Source organism: Grimontia sp. SpTr1 (assembly GCF_947387585.1).
Taxonomy (GTDB): domain Bacteria; phylum Pseudomonadota; class Gammaproteobacteria; order Enterobacterales; family Vibrionaceae; genus Enterovibrio; species Enterovibrio indicus.
Genome location: NZ_CANDOD010000020.1, coordinates 82,432 through 99,800, shown reverse-complemented (window position 1 = coordinate 99,800; position 17,369 = coordinate 82,432). Strand labels below are relative to the sequence as shown.

Annotated in this window: 17 protein-coding genes and 3 tRNA genes; 2 read left to right on the top strand and 18 right to left on the bottom strand. The window is 50.3% G+C overall.

The genetic code is table 11. The features are described 5' to 3' along the window. From QL223_RS22355 to pncC, 8 genes are all read right to left on the bottom strand, one after another. A tRNA-Arg gene (locus QL223_RS22355) sits at positions 1 to 77 on the bottom strand. 48 nt (positions 78 to 125) lie between these two features. Further along, a tRNA-Arg gene (locus tag QL223_RS22350) sits at positions 126 to 202 on the bottom strand. Between the two features lie 13 nt (positions 203 to 215). Then, a tRNA-Ser gene (locus tag QL223_RS22345) sits at positions 216 to 308 on the bottom strand. A 277-nt stretch (positions 309 to 585) separates the two neighbouring features. Beyond that, positions 586 to 783, bottom strand: coding sequence for a carbon storage regulator CsrA (gene csrA, locus QL223_RS22340; protein WP_002537591.1), 198 nt, complete (start codon positions 781 to 783; stop codon positions 586 to 588). A gap of 485 nt (positions 784 to 1,268) precedes the next feature. Further along, a complete protein-coding gene (gene alaS / locus QL223_RS22335; RefSeq protein WP_281546014.1) occupies positions 1,269 to 3,851 on the bottom strand; it encodes an alanine--tRNA ligase in 2,583 nt (860 codons plus the stop codon). Positions 3,852 to 4,006: 155 nt separating this feature from the next. Next, positions 4,007 to 4,426 (bottom strand): regulatory protein RecX, encoded by a 420-nt coding sequence (locus QL223_RS22330; RefSeq protein ID WP_205744019.1) that lies wholly within the window; start codon positions 4,424 to 4,426, stop codon positions 4,007 to 4,009. 29 nt (positions 4,427 to 4,455) lie between these two features. Beyond that, on the bottom strand, positions 4,456 to 5,499 hold the full coding sequence (gene recA / locus QL223_RS22325) for a recombinase RecA (protein ID WP_281546013.1): 1,044 nt from the start codon (positions 5,497 to 5,499) through the stop codon (positions 4,456 to 4,458). Between the two features lie 113 nt (positions 5,500 to 5,612). Beyond that, positions 5,613 to 6,110, bottom strand: coding sequence for a nicotinamide-nucleotide amidase (pncC, locus tag QL223_RS22320; RefSeq protein WP_281546012.1), 498 nt, complete (start codon positions 6,108 to 6,110; stop codon positions 5,613 to 5,615). Between the two features lie 116 nt (positions 6,111 to 6,226). On the opposite strand from pncC, the gene mutS reads away from it, so the two are divergent. Then, positions 6,227 to 8,800 carry a DNA mismatch repair protein MutS gene (gene mutS / locus QL223_RS22315; RefSeq protein ID WP_281546011.1) on the top strand — a complete coding sequence of 858 codons (2,574 nt, stop codon included), beginning with the start codon at positions 6,227 to 6,229 and terminating at the stop codon, positions 8,798 to 8,800. A gap of 250 nt (positions 8,801 to 9,050) precedes the next feature. Here mutS and rpoS read toward each other — a convergent pair whose 3' ends face one another. From rpoS to QL223_RS22265, 10 genes are all read right to left on the bottom strand, one after another. Continuing rightward, the gene (gene rpoS, locus QL223_RS22310; RefSeq protein WP_002537585.1) at positions 9,051 to 10,028 is read right to left on the bottom strand and encodes an RNA polymerase sigma factor RpoS; all 978 of its coding nucleotides are present in this window, start codon (positions 10,026 to 10,028) and stop codon (positions 9,051 to 9,053) included. A 55-nt stretch (positions 10,029 to 10,083) separates the two neighbouring features. Further along, entirely contained in the window at positions 10,084 to 11,046 is a 963-nt protein-coding gene (nlpD, locus tag QL223_RS22305; RefSeq protein WP_281546010.1) for a murein hydrolase activator NlpD, read from the bottom strand. A 10-nt stretch (positions 11,047 to 11,056) separates the two neighbouring features. Beyond that, positions 11,057 to 11,677, bottom strand: a complete 621-nt coding sequence (locus QL223_RS22300; protein WP_165018321.1) for a protein-L-isoaspartate(D-aspartate) O-methyltransferase — start codon at positions 11,675 to 11,677, stop codon at positions 11,057 to 11,059. 15 nt (positions 11,678 to 11,692) lie between these two features. Beyond that, positions 11,693 to 12,439 carry a 5'/3'-nucleotidase SurE gene (gene surE / locus QL223_RS22295; protein ID WP_281546009.1) on the bottom strand — a complete coding sequence of 249 codons (747 nt, stop codon included), beginning with the start codon at positions 12,437 to 12,439 and terminating at the stop codon, positions 11,693 to 11,695. Next, entirely contained in the window at positions 12,420 to 13,478 is a 1,059-nt protein-coding gene (truD, locus tag QL223_RS22290) for a tRNA pseudouridine(13) synthase TruD (RefSeq protein ID WP_281546008.1), read from the bottom strand. Before truD ends, surE begins: the two co-directional genes overlap by 20 nt. Continuing rightward, a complete protein-coding gene (gene ispF, locus QL223_RS22285) occupies positions 13,471 to 13,956 on the bottom strand; it encodes a 2-C-methyl-D-erythritol 2,4-cyclodiphosphate synthase (protein WP_002537579.1) in 486 nt (161 codons plus the stop codon). The genes truD and ispF overlap by 8 nt, the downstream gene beginning before the upstream one ends. Positions 13,957 to 13,972: 16 nt before the next feature. Beyond that, a complete protein-coding gene (gene ispD, locus QL223_RS22280) occupies positions 13,973 to 14,707 on the bottom strand; it encodes a 2-C-methyl-D-erythritol 4-phosphate cytidylyltransferase (RefSeq protein WP_281546007.1) in 735 nt (244 codons plus the stop codon). Between the two features lie 27 nt (positions 14,708 to 14,734). Continuing rightward, complete coding sequence (gene ftsB / locus QL223_RS22275) at positions 14,735 to 15,007, bottom strand: cell division protein FtsB (protein WP_002537577.1); 273 nt, start codon at positions 15,005 to 15,007, stop codon at positions 14,735 to 14,737. A 200-nt stretch (positions 15,008 to 15,207) separates the two neighbouring features. Then, complete coding sequence (locus tag QL223_RS22270; protein WP_281546006.1) at positions 15,208 to 15,699, bottom strand: YbaK/EbsC family protein; 492 nt, start codon at positions 15,697 to 15,699, stop codon at positions 15,208 to 15,210. Then, entirely contained in the window at positions 15,699 to 16,334 is a 636-nt protein-coding gene (locus QL223_RS22265; RefSeq protein WP_281546005.1) for a LysE/ArgO family amino acid transporter, read from the bottom strand. The genes QL223_RS22270 and QL223_RS22265 overlap by 1 nt, the downstream gene beginning before the upstream one ends. A 110-nt stretch (positions 16,335 to 16,444) precedes the next feature. Between QL223_RS22265 and QL223_RS22260 the strand changes: the two genes are divergently transcribed. Next, on the top strand, positions 16,445 to 17,362 hold the full coding sequence (locus QL223_RS22260; RefSeq protein WP_281546004.1) for a LysR family transcriptional regulator ArgP: 918 nt from the start codon (positions 16,445 to 16,447) through the stop codon (positions 17,360 to 17,362). Positions 17,363 to 17,369 lie beyond the last annotated feature (7 nt).

Here is a 17,369-nt window from a genome sequence, read left to right as displayed (position 1 = left end):
TGGCGCGCTCGGGAGGATTCGAACCTCCGACCGCCTGGTTCGTAGCCAGGTACTCTATCCAGCTGAGCTACGAGCGCACAACAATTCGGGCTTGTTTTTTGGCATCGACCAAAAAACGAAAATAATGGCGCGACCGGGAGGATTCGAACCTCCGACCGCCTGGTTCGTAGCCAGGTACTCTATCCAGCTGAGCTACGGTCGCGCAGTGCAAGAAATGGCGGTGAAGGAGGGATTCGAACCCTCGATGCGGCTATAAACCGCATACTCCCTTAGCAGGGGAGCGCCTTCAGCCTCTCGGCCACCTCACCGTCTTGCGGAGGCACATATTACTTTGAGCCAAGAATAAGTCAAACACTTTATCGGGAAAAATCTGCAATCTCGTTGCGTTTGCACACTTCTCCGCCATTTGCCGCTTTGGCGAGGCAAAACTGCCACCAATTGTGTTTTAAATGAACAACCTGACCACCTTAAAAAACCATAGTCTGGCAGTCTTTCTGGGGCATTGGATCGTCAGTTTAAATGCGTTTAGATAAAGAAAAGGCCGAGTCTATGTTCGGCCTTTCTGAAAACTTAAATACGCGGTGCTTAGAAGTTACCGCCAGTTGGCGCAGGGTTGCCCTTCTCTGCCTGTATACGCATGTAAATTTCTTCGCGGTGAACAGACACTTCTTTAGGTGCGTTCACACCAATGCGTACCTGGTTACCTTTTACGCCCAGCACGGTAACAGTCACTTCATCACCAATCATCAGCGTTTCACCCACGCGACGAGTCAAAATCAGCATTCTTCTACTCCTTGAGTATTTACAACTTTCTTATTCGTTGAGTCTGTTTGGTCTTCTAACTGCACGAGGTAAACTCACACGGCAGCGTAAGCTCCGAGATGGACTTTCAACTACTTTCCTTCCTTGCGAGCATCCTTTGCGAGCGCCTGCTATGTTCTCCAAGCGCCCGTCTGGCCTTTCAATATGGCTTATTTCTTTAGCTAACTCCAGTTAACCAATGAGATTTCGCATACCGAATCCAGACATTGTGACCCCTGTGCCCAGAAGATCACGTTGTCAGATACTGCGAGGCGGGAAAAGTTCATCCTACCGGGCAAAAATCAGGTGCATGCAGCGAATAAAACATAGCCACACACACATTAAGGCGATGCACTATACAGAGTTAAAAAAAAAGTGCAAAGAATAAACTTATCTTAGTCATGGAAAGAAAAAAGGCTTCCATCGGAAGCCTTTCTTTACATCAACTTAACGGCGTTGAATAGCGCTTAAAGGCGCTCTGTCAGCCAAGGAGCAACCGTTTCCATAGCCGCTGGCAGTGCCGCAGTATCAGAACCACCTGCCTGTGCCATATCAGGACGACCACCGCCTTTACCGCCGACTTGCTGTGCCACCATGTTGACCAGCTCACCCGCTTTCACTTTGTCGGTCAGATCTTTGGTGACACCGGCAATCAGGCCCACTTTGTCGTCAGACACATTACCCAGGAACACCACACCGCTACCCATTTGGTTTTTCAAATCATCAACCATAGTACGCAATGCTTTGTTATCCGCGCCGTCTAGCTTGCTGATCAGTACTTTGATACCGTTGATATCCTGTACTTTGTTGATCAGGCTTGCGCTTTCCTGAGCCGCCAGTTTTTCTTTCAGCTGCTGGATTTCTTTTTCCAGAGATTTCGCACGGCTCTGAGATTCAGACACCTTCTTCGCAAACTCTTGCTGCTGGCTATAGAACGCATCTTCTGCACCTTGACCCGTTACTGCTTCAATACGACGTACACCTGCTGCGATACCGCCTTCAGAAACGATCTTGAGCATACCAATATCACCAGTACGATTGGCATGAGTACCACCACACAGTTCGATAGAGAAATCGCCCATGGTCAGTACGCGAACATTGTCGTCGTACTTCTCGCCGAACAGTGCCATTGCACCTTTCGCTTTTGCCGATTCGATGTCCATGATTTCAGTAGACACGTCGTGGTTACGGCGAATTTGTTCGTTCACCAATTTCTCAACGGCACGCAGCTCTTCTGGTTTCACCGCTTCAAGGTGAGAGAAGTCAAAACGCAGGCCTTCAGCACGAACCAAAGAACCTTTCTGTTGAACGTGCTCGCCCAATACGATGCGCAGCGCTTCGTGCAGCAAGTGGGTGGCTGAGTGGTTCAGCGCAATCGCCTGACGACGCTCTGCATTCACTTTTGCCTCCACGTTGTCGCCAACGCTCAGCATGCCATCAACCAACTTACCGCGAAGACCAATAGCCGCGCCGTATTTTTGGGTATCGATAACTTCGAACTTGCCCGAATCTGTCATCAGGAAGCCCGCATCACCGCACTGGCCGCCTGATTCTGCGTAAAACGGCGTTTGGTCCATGATGATCACAGCTTCGTCTGCTGTTGCCAGCGTCTCTGACGCCATACCATCAACAAAGATGTCCGTGATCAAGCCTTTGCCTTCCGTCGCACCGTAACCGGTGAACTCAGAGTTACCTTCAACTTTGATCACTGAGTTGTAGTCAGTACCAAATTGGCCTGCTTCACGCGCGCGTTGGCGCTGCTCTTCCATCGCTGACTCAAAGCCTTCTTCATCAATAGTGAAGCCACGCTCACGTGCCACGTCGTTAGTCAGGTCAGCTGGGAAGCCGTAGGTATCGTAAAGTTTGAAGACAGTTTCACCGTCCAGCACTTTGCCATCCAGCGCTTCCAATGCATCGTTCAGAATTGCCATGCCGCGATCCAGTGTGCGACCGAAGTTTTCTTCTTCAATCTTCAGCACTTTCTCGACCATTGCTTGCTGGCTCTTCAGCTCTTCACCTGCGGTACCCATGATCTCAGCCAGAGGGCCTACGAGCTTGTAGAAGTAAGAGCCTGTTGCGCCCAGCTTGTTACCGTGGCGAACTGCACGACGAATAATACGACGCAGAACGTAGCCACGACCTTCGTTTGAAGGCATGACGCCATCAACAATCAGGAATGCACATGAACGGATGTGGTCAGCCACAACACGCAGAGACTGGTTAGACAGGTCTTCGTAGCCAATCACTTCCGCTGCTGATTTGATCAGGGTTTGGAAGATGTCGATTTCATAGTTTGAGTGAACGCCCTGCATGATCGCAGCAATACGCTCGATACCCATACCTGTATCAACAGAAGGCTTAGGCAGTGGTTCCATCGTGCCATCGGCATGACGGTTGTACTGCATGAATACGTTATTCCAAATTTCAATGAAGCGGTCGCCATCTTCTTCTGGAGAGCCTGGAGGACCACCCCAAATGTGGTCACCGTGATCGTAGAAGATTTCAGTACATGGACCACAAGGACCAGTGTCACCCATCTGCCAGAAGTTATCTGACTCGTATGGCTTACCGCCTTTCTTGTCACCAATGCGAACGATACGGTCAGCTGGGATGCCGATTTTCTCGTTCCACAACGCGAACGCTTCGTCGTCTGTTTCGTAAACCGTCACCATCAGGCGGTCTTTTGGCAGTTGCAGTACTTCAGTCAAGAATTCCCACGCAAAGGCGATGGCATCTTCTTTGAAGTAATCACCGAAGCTGAAGTTACCCAGCATTTCAAAGAAAGTGTGGTGACGGGCAGTGAAGCCTACGTTTTCCAGGTCGTTATGCTTACCACCGGCACGTACACAGCGCTGCGCTGTTGTCGCTCGGGTATAGGCACGTTTTTCTAGGCCTAGGAAGCAATCTTTAAACTGGTTCATACCTGCGTTTGTGAACAACAGCGTTGGGTCGTTGGCAGGCACGAGCGATGAGCTAGGCACGATAGTGTGCCCTTTGCTTTCAAAGAATTCGAGAAACGCGCGGCGGATCTCGTCGGTGCTCATGTACATTGGCTAATCCTGAAAATTGGAGTTGTAGTAATCACTGCGTCGCGTAACAGGCGACGTGATCAGAGTCAATTGGCGGTCATTGTAAACAACCTGACCAATTGCGAAAAGAGGCATAAACAAGATAGATCGCAGACTATGCCTGCAATCGCTGGGTTTTAGTCGTCTTTCGAGAGGGCGTAGCTGATTTGGTCGAAGCTGAAACCGCGACTTTGCAGGTAACGGGTCCATTTGGCGCGTTGCTTGAAATCTACCGTCGGTAAGGTGCCGTCGTAATTACCGAAACGGCGTTTGGCCAGATCTTTTGCCAACTCGAACCAATCATGCTGTTGGTTTTCTTGCGCAATTTCCAACAATGACGTGCTGATGCCCTTTCGTTTAGCGTCAAAGCATATGCGTTGCCAGCCATGACCTTTCGAGGCCCCATGGCGAAGCAGCATTTCGGCAAAACGTTTATCATCCAGCCAATTGTGGAAAAGACAGTGTTCTATTGCGGCATCGATTTCTTCAGGAGGGCACTGACGCTGCGCCAGTTTCTGACGCAGCTCCAGTTCAGAATGGTCGCGGCGGGACAGCATGCCCACCGCCAATTCTTTTGCAGTTAAACTCAGAACGCTTCCTCTTCAGGCAATTCAGCGTCATTGCTCTCTGCTTGTGGCTGGCCGGTTTGCAGCAGCATATCGCGCAGAGTCTTATCCAATTCTTTCGCGATTTCTGGATTCTCTTTCAAGAATCGACATGCGTTTGCTTTACCCTGGCCAATCTTATCGCCGTTGTAGCTGTACCATGCACCAGCTTTCTCAACCAGCTTGTGTTTCACACCCAGGTCAATCAGCTCACCGTAAAGGTTGATACCTTCACCGTACATGATTTGGAATTCAGCTTGTTTAAACGGTGCTGCAATCTTGTTTTTCACAACTTTCACGCGGGTATCGTTACCCACTACTTCGTCGCCTTCTTTGATAGAGCCGATACGACGGATATCAAGACGAACAGAAGCATAGAATTTCAGTGCATTACCACCAGTAGTGGTTTCTGGGTTACCGAACATCACACCAATCTTCATACGGATTTGGTTGATGAAAATCATCAGGGTGTTGCTGTTTTTGATGTTCGCCGTCAGTTTACGCATCGCCTGAGAAAGCATACGTGCCTGCAGACCCATGTGAGAGTCACCCATCTCACCTTCAATTTCCGCTTTCGGCGTCAGTGCCGCCACGGAGTCAATGATGATAACGTCAACTGCACCCGAACGCGTCAGTGCGTCAGCAATTTCCAGCGCCTGCTCACCAGTGTCTGGCTGGGACACCAGCAGGTTGTCGATGTCGACGTGCAGTTTGCGTGCATATACAGGGTCCAGTGCGTGCTCCGCATCGATAAACGCACAGGTTTTGCCTTGCTTTTGTGCTTCTGCAATAACTTGCAGTGTCAGAGTGGTTTTACCTGAAGACTCAGGACCATAGATTTCAACAATACGGCCGTATGGCAGACCGCCTGCGCCCAGCGCAATATCCAGAGACAGAGAGCCAGTAGAAACGGTTTCAATGTCCATCGTGCGGTCATCACCCAGACGCATGATCGAACCTTTACCGAATTGTTTTTCAATCTGTCCCAGGGCTGCGGCTAACGCCTTCTGTTTGTTGTCGTCCATTTGATTCTCCAACGGAAGCAATAATCGCTCAGATAACTGTTTAATTGATGCTAAGTATACTGTCCATTTATACAGTGTCTAGCCCTGTATAAAATTTTTCTTCGCTTTTCGTGTTACTGCTCCGGTTTTTCGCTTTCTAAATAAGAGAGTAAGCGGCACAGACTATGTGCAATGGTATTGCGGCGAATTTCATGCCTATCACCATCGAACAAACAGGTTTCTGTGACAGTACCTTTGCTGGTTGCCCAACCAAAGCACACCATACCGACTGGCTTTTCTTCACTGCCACCGGTGGGGCCTGCAATACCGCTGACGGCCAACGCAAAACCAGCATTGGCAGCTTTCAGTGCCCCTGCCGCCATTTCCGCAACCACCTCTTCACTGACGGCGCCATGATCCACCAGCGTGTCTGTTGCCACACCGACCAATTCACGCTTAGCGTCATTGCTATAGGTCACAAAGGCACGTTCAAACCACGCAGAGCTCCCTGCCACCTCGGTCAGTACATAGGAGATACCGCCGCCTGTGCAGGATTCTGCCGTTGTCACCGTTTGGTTCGACGCTTTCAGTCTTTCACCTATTTGTGTTGCCAGCTTAACGAGTTGCTCCATGATGTCCTCTTACGGCCTTGTTTTTACATCATCGCGAGATCGATACTTTACCCATTCATCGCGATTCACGTATCCTTGTTGCCTTCTCTTATCTTTGTAATTTTGCAGGCCAGATAGTGACAGTACAAGCGACAGCAAATCACACGCCGATGATGCAGCAATTTCTGAAAATCAAAGCGCAGCATCCCGAAGAACTTCTTTTCTACCGAATGGGTGATTTCTACGAGCTGTTTTATGACGATGCTAAACGCGCATCCCAGTTGCTTGATATCTCTCTGACCAAACGCGGTGCCTCAGCCGGTGAACCGATTCCGATGGCAGGCGTTCCGTACCATTCTGTAGAAGGATACCTCGCCCGTCTGGTTCAGCTCGGAGAATCGGTTGCGATTTGTGAACAAATCGGCGATCCAGCCACCAGCAAGGGGCCTGTTGAGCGTCAAGTTGTCCGTATTGTGACACCAGGTACCGTTTCCGATGAGGCGCTGTTAAGCGAGCGCGTCGATAACCTGATTGCGGCGATTTTCGCTCACGGAGAACGTTTTGGTTACGCCACGCTGGATATCACTTCTGGCCGTTTCCTACTGAGTGAACCCGCAACAGAAGAAGAAATGCAGGCAGAATTGCAGCGCACTCGCCCGGCCGAACTTTTGTATCCGGAAGATTTTGCATTTCCATCGCTGACCGACATGTGCAAAGGCAGCCGCCGACGCCCTATCTGGGAGTTTGATTTAGAGACAGCAAAACAACAGCTAAACCAGCAATTCGGCACCCGGGATTTGGTCGGTTTTGGTGTTGAAGAATGCTCGCTTGGTCTTGCTGCTGCAGGTTGCTTGATGCAGTACGTCAAAGACACGCAACGCACCGCCCTTCCCCACATTCGCGCTTTGGTGAAAGAAAACAAAGACCAATCCGTGATTCTGGATGCCGCCACACGCCGCAACCTGGAACTGACCCAAAATCTGTCGGGTGGGTTCGAGAACACTGTTGCCTCGGTCCTCGACAGAACCACTACGCCGATGGGCAGTCGCCTTCTGAAGCGCTGGCTTCATCAGCCGATGCGTGATTTTAAGATTGTGAACCGTCGTCTGGATGCCATCACGGCTCTGAAAGACACAGGGCTCTACGTCGATCTGGCAAATTCACTTCGCCCAGTTGGCGATATGGAACGTATTCTGGGGCGACTGGCGATTCGCTCTGCACGCCCTCGTGATATGGCAAGACTCCGCGGCGCATTGCAGCAATTGCCGGAAATCGAAAGCTTGCTTGATGAGGTGCAGGATGAAGCGATTGCACCGCTGAAACAGGCCAGCGCCCCAATGCCGGAACTTGCTGAGCTACTAGAGCGTGCCATTGTAGAAGCGCCACCGGTAGTTATCCGTGATGGTGGTGTCATTGCCCCTGGCTATAACGCGGAGCTTGATGAATGGCGCGATCTGGCTGATGGCGCCACACGCTATCTTGAGGAGCTGGAAGCACGTGAGCGCGACCGTCACGACATTGATACGTTGAAAGTCGGATTCAATCAGGTCCATGGTTTCTACATTCAGGTCAGCCGTGGTCAAAGTCACCTGGTGCCGCCTTACTACGTGCGCCGTCAAACATTGAAAAACGCTGAACGTTACATTATCCCAGAGCTCAAAGAGCACGAAGACAAGGTACTCAATTCCAAGTCAAAAGCACTAGCACTTGAGAAGAAGCTCTGGGAAGAGCTGTTCGACCAACTGCTACCACATCTTGAGAAGCTGCAACGCGCCGCTGAAGCGCTTTCCACCCTCGATGTACTGGCTAACCTGGCTGAACGTGCTGAGTCACTGAATTACTGCCGCCCGACGCTGACTGAACAACGTGGCATTGATATCGCTGGCGGTCGCCACCCTGTGGTTGAGCAAGTGATGGACGCACCTTTTATCGCAAACCCAACCTCACTCAATCCAGACCGCCGTATGTTGATCATCACGGGTCCTAATATGGGTGGTAAATCGACCTACATGCGTCAAACTGCGCTGATCACTCTGATGGCACATATTGGCTCTTATGTGCCGGCAGAATCCGTCACCCTGGGTCCTGTCGACCGTATCTTTACGCGTATCGGTGCATCCGATGATCTGGCCTCTGGCCGCTCAACCTTTATGGTCGAAATGACAGAGACAGCAAACATTCTTCATAACGCCACAGAAAACAGCCTGGTATTGATGGATGAGATTGGCCGCGGTACCAGTACCTATGATGGTCTTTCACTGGCATGGGCAAGTGCAGAGTGGCTGGCAGAAAAGCTCAAGGCGATGACGCTGTTTGCAACCCATTACTTTGAGCTGACGGAATTGTCCGGGCAGGTGCCGGGGCTAGTGAACGTGCATTTGGATGCCGTAGAGCATGGCGATGAAATCGCCTTTATGCACGCGGTTCAAGAAGGCGCGGCTAGTAAGTCATACGGTCTTGCCGTTGCAGGGCTCGCAGGTGTACCCAAAACCGTGATTCAACGAGCAAAAACCAAGCTTCGCCAGTTGGAAGCCAGCGGACACGAAGTGGTGACAGGTGAGCAAGCGACACCAACCAGCAGTGCCGCGGCCCAGCTTTCACTGCTGCCAGAGCTTAGTGAAGTGGAAAAAGCGCTGGCTGAAGTCGAGCCGGATAACCTGACGCCAAGACAAGCACTCGATGCCTTGTACCGACTGAAAGCGCTGCTTTAATACCAATCGTAGTCAATATCTGCTCATCCTAGCTTGTTAAAATGCTCGATGACTGCGTTGAAAAATTTGATTGTAGAATCACTACTTATCGAAATTTTCCGCCTTGTTCTCGAGCATTTTTCCTGCGCTATTTCTGATCAGCTACCTACTGTGATTGGTATAACTTATCGGCACGTCAGACGATAAAAACAGAAAAGCCCCAAAAGGGGCTTTTTTATTGAGCACACAAAGTGTTGATAAAAAGGTGCTATCAGTGCTCAGTGTTGAACAGAGACTCAATGTTCAGTCCCTGATGCGTCAGCATGTCACGTAAGCGACGCAAGCCTTCAACTTGGATTTGGCGAACACGTTCGCGTGTGAGGCCAATTTCACGACCCACATCTTCCAAGGTTGACGCTTCATGACCCAGCAAGCCGAAACGACGTGCCAGCACTTCACGCTGCTTAGGGTTCAATTCCTGAAGCCAGTGAACGATAGACTTTTTCATGTCATCATCTTGCGTGGTGTTCTCTGGACCGCCTTCTTTCTCGTCAGGAATGATGTCCAGCAATGCTTTCTCTGAATCACCACCAATAGGGTTATCTACCGAACTGATGCGCTCATTCAGGCGAAGCATGCGGTTGACATCTTCAACTGGCTTGTCGAGTTGCAGGGCAATGTCCTCTGCTGTTGGCTCATGATCCAGCTTTTGTGCCAGTTCACGGGCGGTACGCAGATAAACGTTAAGCTCTTTAACCACATGGATAGGCAGACGGATAGTACGCGTCTGGTTCATGATGGCACGCTCGATGGTTTGACGAATCCACCACGTTGCGTAGGTAGAGAAGCGGAAACCACGCTCAGGATCGAATTTCTCAACCGCACGGATCAGACCGAGGTTGCCTTCTTCAACCAGATCAAGAAGTGCGAGACCACGATTAGAGTAACGACGGGAGATTTTAACCACCAGACGGAGGTTACTTTCGATCATACGTTTGCGGGCAGCTTCATCGCCGCGAAGGGCGCGACGTGCGTAGAGTACTTCTTCTTCCGCTGTCAGCAGAGGAGAGTAACCTATTTCGCTTAGATAGAGTTGCGTTGCATCGAGAGCTTTCGAGGATGCCGCAAACGATACGGACTCTTCTACCTCTTCAGCTACTTCGTCTTCAGACTCGATTTCTAGTTGTTCCATGTCAACATCTTCAACAACCAAGTCGTCGACTTTCTTTGCAGTATTATTCTGACTCATAGCGCCTCCCAATTTTGGCGTAGCAGCTAGACAGTACAGCAAGATCTGTCTCGGATTACCGTTTCGGCAAATACCTTAACGGGTTCACCGATTTTCCTTTATAGCGAATCTCGAAGTGCAACCGGACACTGTTTGTACCAGAGCTGCCCATAGAAGCTATTTTCTGCCCCTTTTTGACGCTCTGACGTTCCGAAACAAAGATGCGGTCGTTATGCGCATAGGCACTTAAGTAATCATCATTGTGTTTAATAATGATTAAGTTTCCGTAACCTCGCAGCGCATTACCTGCATAAACCACTTTTCCGTCTGCTGAAGCGTTAATGCTTTGACCACGGTTACCAGCGATATCGATCCCTTTATTTCCAAGCTCTGAGCTAGAGAATCCTGAGATGACTCGTCCCTTAGAAGGCCATTGCCAACTAAGTTTTTCGGGGGCACCAGATGGTTTGTTAACGGTTTTATCAGTAGATGGTTTGTTTTTTGTTACAGGTTGACTGTACTCCTTCACTTTTTGCTGTTCAACATTTTTCTTATTTTGAGATGACGATCCCGACTTTTTTTGCGAAGCGATTTTTTGATTATCTTGCTCCGATTTAGCAGAAGATCCTGAAACAGCAGGAGGTGTTGTTGCCACAACTGCAGGTGCCGTTGCTGCACCAGCTGTCGCTGCAACCACCACAGCGGCACCTGCGTTAGCGTCCTTCTTACCATAGGCTGGAGGAACATATTTCTCCCGCCATAAGTTCAGCTTCTGGCCGGGGAAAATGGTATAGGGTGCGCTAAGGTTGTTGGCAGAGATAATGTCGTTGACGTCACGATCTGTGACGTAAGCGATATAGTACAGAGTGTCGCCCTTTTGAACCTCATAGTAGCTGCCGCGGTAGCTGCCACGTTCAATCTGCCCATAATCAGGGCCAACACTAGAGACAGGTGCAGGGCTTGTCACAGAGCATGCAGACAATAATCCCAACACAGAGAGAAATACTAAAATTTTCAACTGAATTGAAACCACCGTCACCAAAAGCTACCTACGCCAAATCACCAGCTACAAGTGGTACAAATCGAACCGCTTCTATGGCTTTTGTTTCAAATTCGTCACCACTGCGTGTAACACGATACAAGGTTTGATCGTTCTCCCCGACAGGTACAATCAGGGATCCACCGTCTGCCAGTTGCTCAATCAACGCCTGAGGCATGCTTGCTGCAGCTGCTGTTACAATAATGGCGTCAAAAGGACCTTTGCTTGCCCAACCTTGCCAACCATCCCCATGTTTTGTCGAGATGTTATACAGCTCAAACTGCTTAAAACGGCGCTTCGCGACCATTTGCAACTGCTTAATTCGCTCCACGGAATAAACATGCTCAACCAGTTGCGCCAGCACACATGTCTGAAAGCCCGATCCTGTACCAACTTCTAGAACACGACTGTCGTGTCGCAGCCCCAGAAGCTCCGTCATTTTCGCAACGATATAGGGCTGCGAGATAGTCTGCCCAAAGCCTATCGGCAGTGCATTGTTGTCGTAGGCTTGATGCGCCATGGCTTCAGAGACAAACAGATGTCGCGGCAAGCGTCCTATTGCTTCCAGCACACGTTGATCTGATATTCCCTGTTGGCGAAGTAGTTGAATAAGTGAATGCGAGTAATTCACTAATGTCACCCTTTGTTATTTCGTTGCGTTTGTAACCCAAAGATTCAGAGTGTCGATCGTATCATGCGCTGTCAGATCGACCTGAAGTGGTGTCAAAGAGACACAATTATTTTCAATGGCATAGAAATCAGTGCCTGGCCCAGCATCTTGCTTTGCACCCGGAGGGCCAATCCAATAAATCGCCTGTCCACGCGGATCTTTATCTTTGATCATGTCTTCCGCACGGTGACGCGCACCCAGTCTTGTCACCTGCCACCCCTGAATTTCATCAAAAGGAACGTCAGGGATATTGATGTTTAACAGGCGATTGCGCGGCAATGGCATCTCTTTATCATTGAGTACCACTTTTTTTACCACCTGCGCAGCTGTATGGAAATGCGTGTTACCGCAAAGAGAGACGGCTATCGCAGGCACTCCCATGAAAAAGCCTTCTGTCGCAGCGGCGACCGTGCCTGAATACAGTACATCATCACCGAGGTTGGCTCCGTGATTGATCCCCGTAATGACAAAATCCACTTTATCTGTGACTATCGCGTTCAACGCGACATGCACACTGTCAGTCGGTGTGCCCTGAACAGCATAACGGCGTTCACCCACTTCGCGCAGTCGAAGCGGGTTTTCCAGCGTCAGGGAGTTAGAAGCGCCAGAGCGGTTTCTATCCGGGGCGACAACGGTCACTGTCGCGATCTCAGACAGCACTTCTGCCAGTACATTGATGCCGTCAGCAAACACGCCATCATCATTACTGATCAAAATGTGCATCTGATTCTCCCTCTGATTTGTCTTCCATGATTTCTCGCATCACCGCTGTCGCAAAGCATCCGGCAGGCAGAGAGAACTCAATCGTTAATGTGTCACCTTCATGCTGCCAGCTCATCTCCTGAGGATAGAGCAGCAACGGGCGACGCTCGTGACGCATGCGGTTACCACGAATCACTGCCAGAAGGTGTGGCTCAGTATCTACGATATCCTGTTCAAACTGCTGCGCCTCACCTTGAGTAGGCAGTGCATTGTCACCGGTCATTGGGCCGGAGATTTGCCATTCGTGTTTTTGCAACTGTGCTTCCGCAGAGGCGACGTCTTCCACCAGTTGGACCTGCTCTTTGTCGTCGATCAGTAAGTCGCCCAACATTGGCGTATGACAAAGTTGCTTTTCGATCCGCGCAGACAACACTTGGTTGAACAGGAATGATCGAGCCGCAGACAGGTAGAAGCTGCGTTTGCTCTTATCACGTACGCGGAATTTATCCTGACCCCAATCACGCGCTGACGTCACGTTGTTGCCATTACGACCAAATCGCTGGCTGCCAAAGTAGTTTGGTACACCTTGGTCGCGAATGTCGGCAAGGCGTGCTTCTATTGCGTCATCACCGTCAAATTCTGTGATCACTAACTTGAAGCGGTTACCAATCAGATCACCCGGTCGCAGTTTTTTGTCGTGACGGGCAGTGTCCAAAATGGCATCAACACCTTCATGTGTCGCGACAAACTCGCTTAAATCCGGATCTGGCTGCCCTGGCAAGTGCACACTAAACCATTGTTCCGTCACTGCGTGCCGATCTTTCAGACCAGCCCAGCTCACATCGCGGGATTTAACACCACACGCTTTAGCCAGCTCATTAGCAACGTATTTAGTGTTCTCGCCAATCTTGCGGATACGTACCAGAAAATGCTCACCGTGTCCGGCAGGCGTGAAATCCAGTGTTTCGCTAACGAAAAAATCTTCTGCTTTGGCCTTTAGACGGCCAGTTGCTGCTGGCTGACCATGCAGGTAAGCCAGTGCGTTCATTACATCAGTCATTGGAATCCTTACGGATGATCACCACAGCCTCACAGGCGATGCCTTCTTTGCGGCCGGTGAACCCCAGTCGTTCGGTGGTTGTCGCTTTCACATTCACGTTGCTGACATCCGTTTCCAGATCCTGGGCAATCGCCGCACACATAGCATCAATATGCGGTGCCATTTTTGGCGCTTGCGCCATGATGGTGACATCCAGGTTACCAATCACATAGCCTTTTGCTTTCACTTTGGCGTAAACATCGCGCAGCAGAAAACGGCTGTCAGCCCCTTCCCACTCGGCGTCGGTATCAGGGAAATGACGGCCAATATCGCCAGCCGCAATTGCGCCAAGCAGAGCATCACACACTGCGTGCAGCGCCACATCACCATCAGAGTGCGCGACCAGTCCTTGCTCATAAGGTACTTTCACACCGCCAATGATCACTGGGCCTTCACCGCCAAACTTGTGTACGTCAAAACCGTGTCCAATACGAATCATGTTTCTTCCTCACTTATCACTGGCCGCTATTGCGTTGGGCCAGGAAAAAGGTGGCGAGCGCGAGATCTTCGGGCTGCGTCACCTTGATGTTGTCTGCATGTCCAGAAACCAGCTTAGGTGCGCCACCAGTAAGCTCAATCGCGGAGGCTTCATCAGTCACTGCAAGCGATTTATCCAATGCGGTTTCTAATGCATTAAGTAACTGCTCACGCTTAAACATTTGGGGCGTTAAGGCATGCCAGAGTTGCTCACGGCACACTGTGGTTTCAATCTTGTTGTCGCCCGTACCGCGCTTCATGGTGTCTCGCACCGGACAGGCTAGAATAGCGCCATGGGTGTGACTAGTCGCCTCAGCAATCAGTGCATCGATGTCCTGATGTCTGACACAAGGCCGGGCAGCATCATGCACCATCACCCATTCCGCATCAGTTGTGCGAAGGCCAGCCAAGACGGAGTCTGCGCGCTCTTTGCCACCAGTTGTCACCACAACACGCTTATCACTGCCAAGGGATGTTGAATGGAAATATCCATCCTCTTCACCAATCGCAATCACGACTTTATTGATGCTTGGATGTTCCAGCAGGTAATGCACCGTGTGTTCAAGCAGCGTTTTGTCTTCGATGGTGAGGTATTGTTTCGGCAGGTCCGCGCGCATACGCTTTCCTACTCCTGCCGCAGGGACAATCGCGACCACCTCAGGCGCGACAGATTGCGGCAAGCTTAAGGTTTCTTCACTGGCCGGGGTATTCATGTTTCTCTACTTAAAAAGGCGAGAGGGCTAATCGCTGACAACCCGGAAGAAAGTTTCTCCCGGCTTGATCATGCCCAGTTCGTTGCGGGCGCGTTCTTCAATCGCTTCTTGCCCACGTTTGAGATCTGCTATTTCTGCGTACATTTGCTGGTTACGTTGGTGGAGTTTATCGTTGGCTTGAGCAACAGAATCAGCAACGGCGGTCACTGCAAGGTAATCGTCTACCCCGTTCTTGCCCCACCAAAGGTGATACTGGAGCCATCCAAACAATACGAACAGCAAGACTGTCAGCATTCGCATTGAATTTTCCTCCCCACACTCAATAAAACCCGTCTGGCATTCATCGCCAAACACAGAACATAACCCACAAAGTCTAGGCTCAGTGGGCACTTACATAAAGAATAGCCGTAATAATCCCACATTCGCCCCTGTCACACCAGCAATGCCAGCGACAGAACGGCGAATTGCGGGCTTTTCGTAAATAAGTGACAGGAGAATGGTCAGGCGTTGAGGTGATAAACCGGATTGGGAAGCGCCCCCAGCAAGGCAGGGAGGTCTCTCGCTGCAAACGCAAAGGTATATTCCGGTGGACCCGGTGTGTACATCAAAGATTCAAATTCAAACAACGCGCTATCGACTATCAAGGGGATATGGTCTGGCATACCAAACGGGCAAACCGCCCCGGGTACACAGCCAAGACTTTCTATCATCTCTTCGTCTGAGGCAATGGAAGGTCTTTGACCCACCAGTGTTTTGATTTTCTTACCATCCAATCTCGCATCACGATGCGTCAGCAAAAGCGCATGACCGCCCTTCTTAAAGTTGAGGAATAAGCTTTTAGTGGGTGTTGCTGTCCAACCCAGGCGTGTGCCGACGATTTCATCAGTGGCAAAATCAAGAATAGGTTCATGCTGCCACTCTTGATAACTCACGCCACATTGCGTCATCAAACTGATATTCTTTTTCAGGATTTCATCCAACGTCTGCGCCATTATCCCTCCAGGCCCACCATCCATTTTTGCATCAAAAGAAATGCCACATAAATCATCATGCCAGCAACCAGAATATCAATGGTTTTCCGCACATTAGGCTTGGAAAGCATAGGTGACATTTTCGCAGCGCCCAATGCAATACCATAAAACCAGATCATTGATGCCAGCATAGTGCCGACTGCGAAGGCAGTTCGCTGCGCGGGTTCAAACTGACCGCCAATTGAACCTAATACTACAACGGTATCTAAATACACATGGGGGTTCAGCAAAGTCACTGCCGCGGCACCAATCAATACCGCCATAAGTCCTTTGCCCGTTTTTTCTCCCTCCGACTCGGCACTTTCCTCTTCGCCAATCCAAGCACGTTTAAGCGATTGATAAGCGTAGGTCAGCAGAAAAGCTGTACCTCCCAGCGTCACGACACTCAGCAAGGTTTCATTACTAGAAAGCATTGCACCACCGCCAAAAACGCCGAGGGTAATCAAAGCAAAGTCGCAGAGAAAGCAAAGTGTCGCCGTCGCAACATGATGATGACGGCGGATCCCTTGATTGAGGACAAACGCATTCTGCGCGCCGATCGGAATGATCATACTGAGCCCTAAACCAAACCCTTGTAATAAAACACTGCTACTCATCACTTTGTCTCCACATCCCTCAATATTGCTGAGGCACAAATTAGAGGGGTGACAAACGTAAGTAAAACTAATAATTTTAATCACAGATAAGCAAAACTGATGAGACGTAGATGAAGGGATTAGATTACCGCTGGCTGGATGCACTGGATGCAGTCATCGCCAACGGCGGCTTTGATAAAGCCGCAGAAGCGCTTTTCATCACCCAATCGGCCGTTTCCCAGCGAATCAAACAGCTGGAAACTTTGGTTGCACAGCCCGTATTGATTCGCGAAACGCCTCCGCAACCCACCGCCATTGGTAAAAAGCTGCTTGGCCTTCACCGACGTGTTCAACTGCTTGAAAAGGAAATGCTGCCAGAGCTGACACCCGAAGGGCTGGCAGGTCCTATTACTGTACCTATCGCCACCAATGCAGACAGCCTGGCGACCTGGCTGCTGCCAGCTCTTTCCCCGTTAATGAAAGCGCAGACACTCGAAATCAACCTGATCGTCGACGATGAAAGCCGCACGCTGAATCGCCTTCGATCAGGCGAAGCTGTTGTTGCCATTAGCAATGAAGTCACGCCATTGAAAGGCTGCGTAGCGGAATCTTTAGGGGTGATGGAGTACCTTTGTGTTTGCACTCCAGCCTTCAAAGCCACCTACTTTCCAGATGGTTTGAACGCAGAAGCGGTGAGTCGCGCTCCGGCTGTGGTGTTTGACCGTTTCGATGACATGCACACTCAGTTTGTGTCTGAACGTTTTCAACTGCCCACTCCCGGCTGGCGAAGTCATATGGTTCGCTCGTCCGAGGCTTTCGTCAAAATGGCCAAACTTGGCGTGGCTTATTGCCTGATACCCCGTCTGCAAATTGAGCCAGAACTGACATCCGGTGAGCTTATCGATCTTTGTCCAGGCGATGGTGTGATCCGCCACCTATACTGGCACCATTTCGCGACGGAAAGTGGCGTATTGGCGGAGATGTCATCAGCCTGCTTAAATTATGCCCGAAAGACTTTTGGTGAAGGAAAAATATCCCACACAGTGTGAATTTTTT

Bases quoted from the DNA above. Each gene is read 5' to 3' on its own strand.
- surE (WP_281546009.1), bottom strand. From the start codon at position 12,439: ATGCACATTTTGATCAGTAATGATGATGGCGTGTTTGCTGACGGCATC.
- alaS (WP_281546014.1), bottom strand. From the start codon at position 3,851: ATGTACATGAGCACCGACGAGATCCGCCGCGCGTTTCTCGAATTCTTT.
- csrA (WP_002537591.1), bottom strand. From the start codon at position 783: ATGCTGATTTTGACTCGTCGCGTGGGTGAAACGCTGATGATTGGTGAT.
- ispD (WP_281546007.1), bottom strand. From the start codon at position 14,707: ATGAATACCCCGGCCAGTGAAGAAACCTTAAGCTTGCCGCAATCTGTC.
- QL223_RS22265 (WP_281546005.1), bottom strand. From the start codon at position 16,334: ATGAGTAGCAGTGTTTTATTACAAGGGTTTGGTTTAGGGCTCAGTATG.
- recA (WP_281546013.1), bottom strand. From the start codon at position 5,499: ATGGACGACAACAAACAGAAGGCGTTAGCCGCAGCCCTGGGACAGATT.
- QL223_RS22270 (WP_281546006.1), bottom strand. From the start codon at position 15,699: ATGGCGCAGACGTTGGATGAAATCCTGAAAAAGAATATCAGTTTGATG.
- rpoS (WP_002537585.1), bottom strand. From the start codon at position 10,028: ATGAGTCAGAATAATACTGCAAAGAAAGTCGACGACTTGGTTGTTGAA.
- truD (WP_281546008.1), bottom strand. From the start codon at position 13,478: ATGACTGATGTAATGAACGCACTGGCTTACCTGCATGGTCAGCCAGCA.
- ispF (WP_002537579.1), bottom strand. From the start codon at position 13,956: ATGATTCGTATTGGACACGGTTTTGACGTACACAAGTTTGGCGGTGAA.
- ftsB (WP_002537577.1), bottom strand. From the start codon at position 15,007: ATGCGAATGCTGACAGTCTTGCTGTTCGTATTGTTTGGATGGCTCCAG.
- QL223_RS22260 (WP_281546004.1), top strand. From the start codon at position 16,445: ATGAAGGGATTAGATTACCGCTGGCTGGATGCACTGGATGCAGTCATC.
- QL223_RS22330 (WP_205744019.1), bottom strand. From the start codon at position 4,426: ATGCTGTCCCGCCGCGACCATTCTGAACTGGAGCTGCGTCAGAAACTG.
- pncC (WP_281546012.1), bottom strand. From the start codon at position 6,110: ATGGAGCAACTCGTTAAGCTGGCAACACAAATAGGTGAAAGACTGAAA.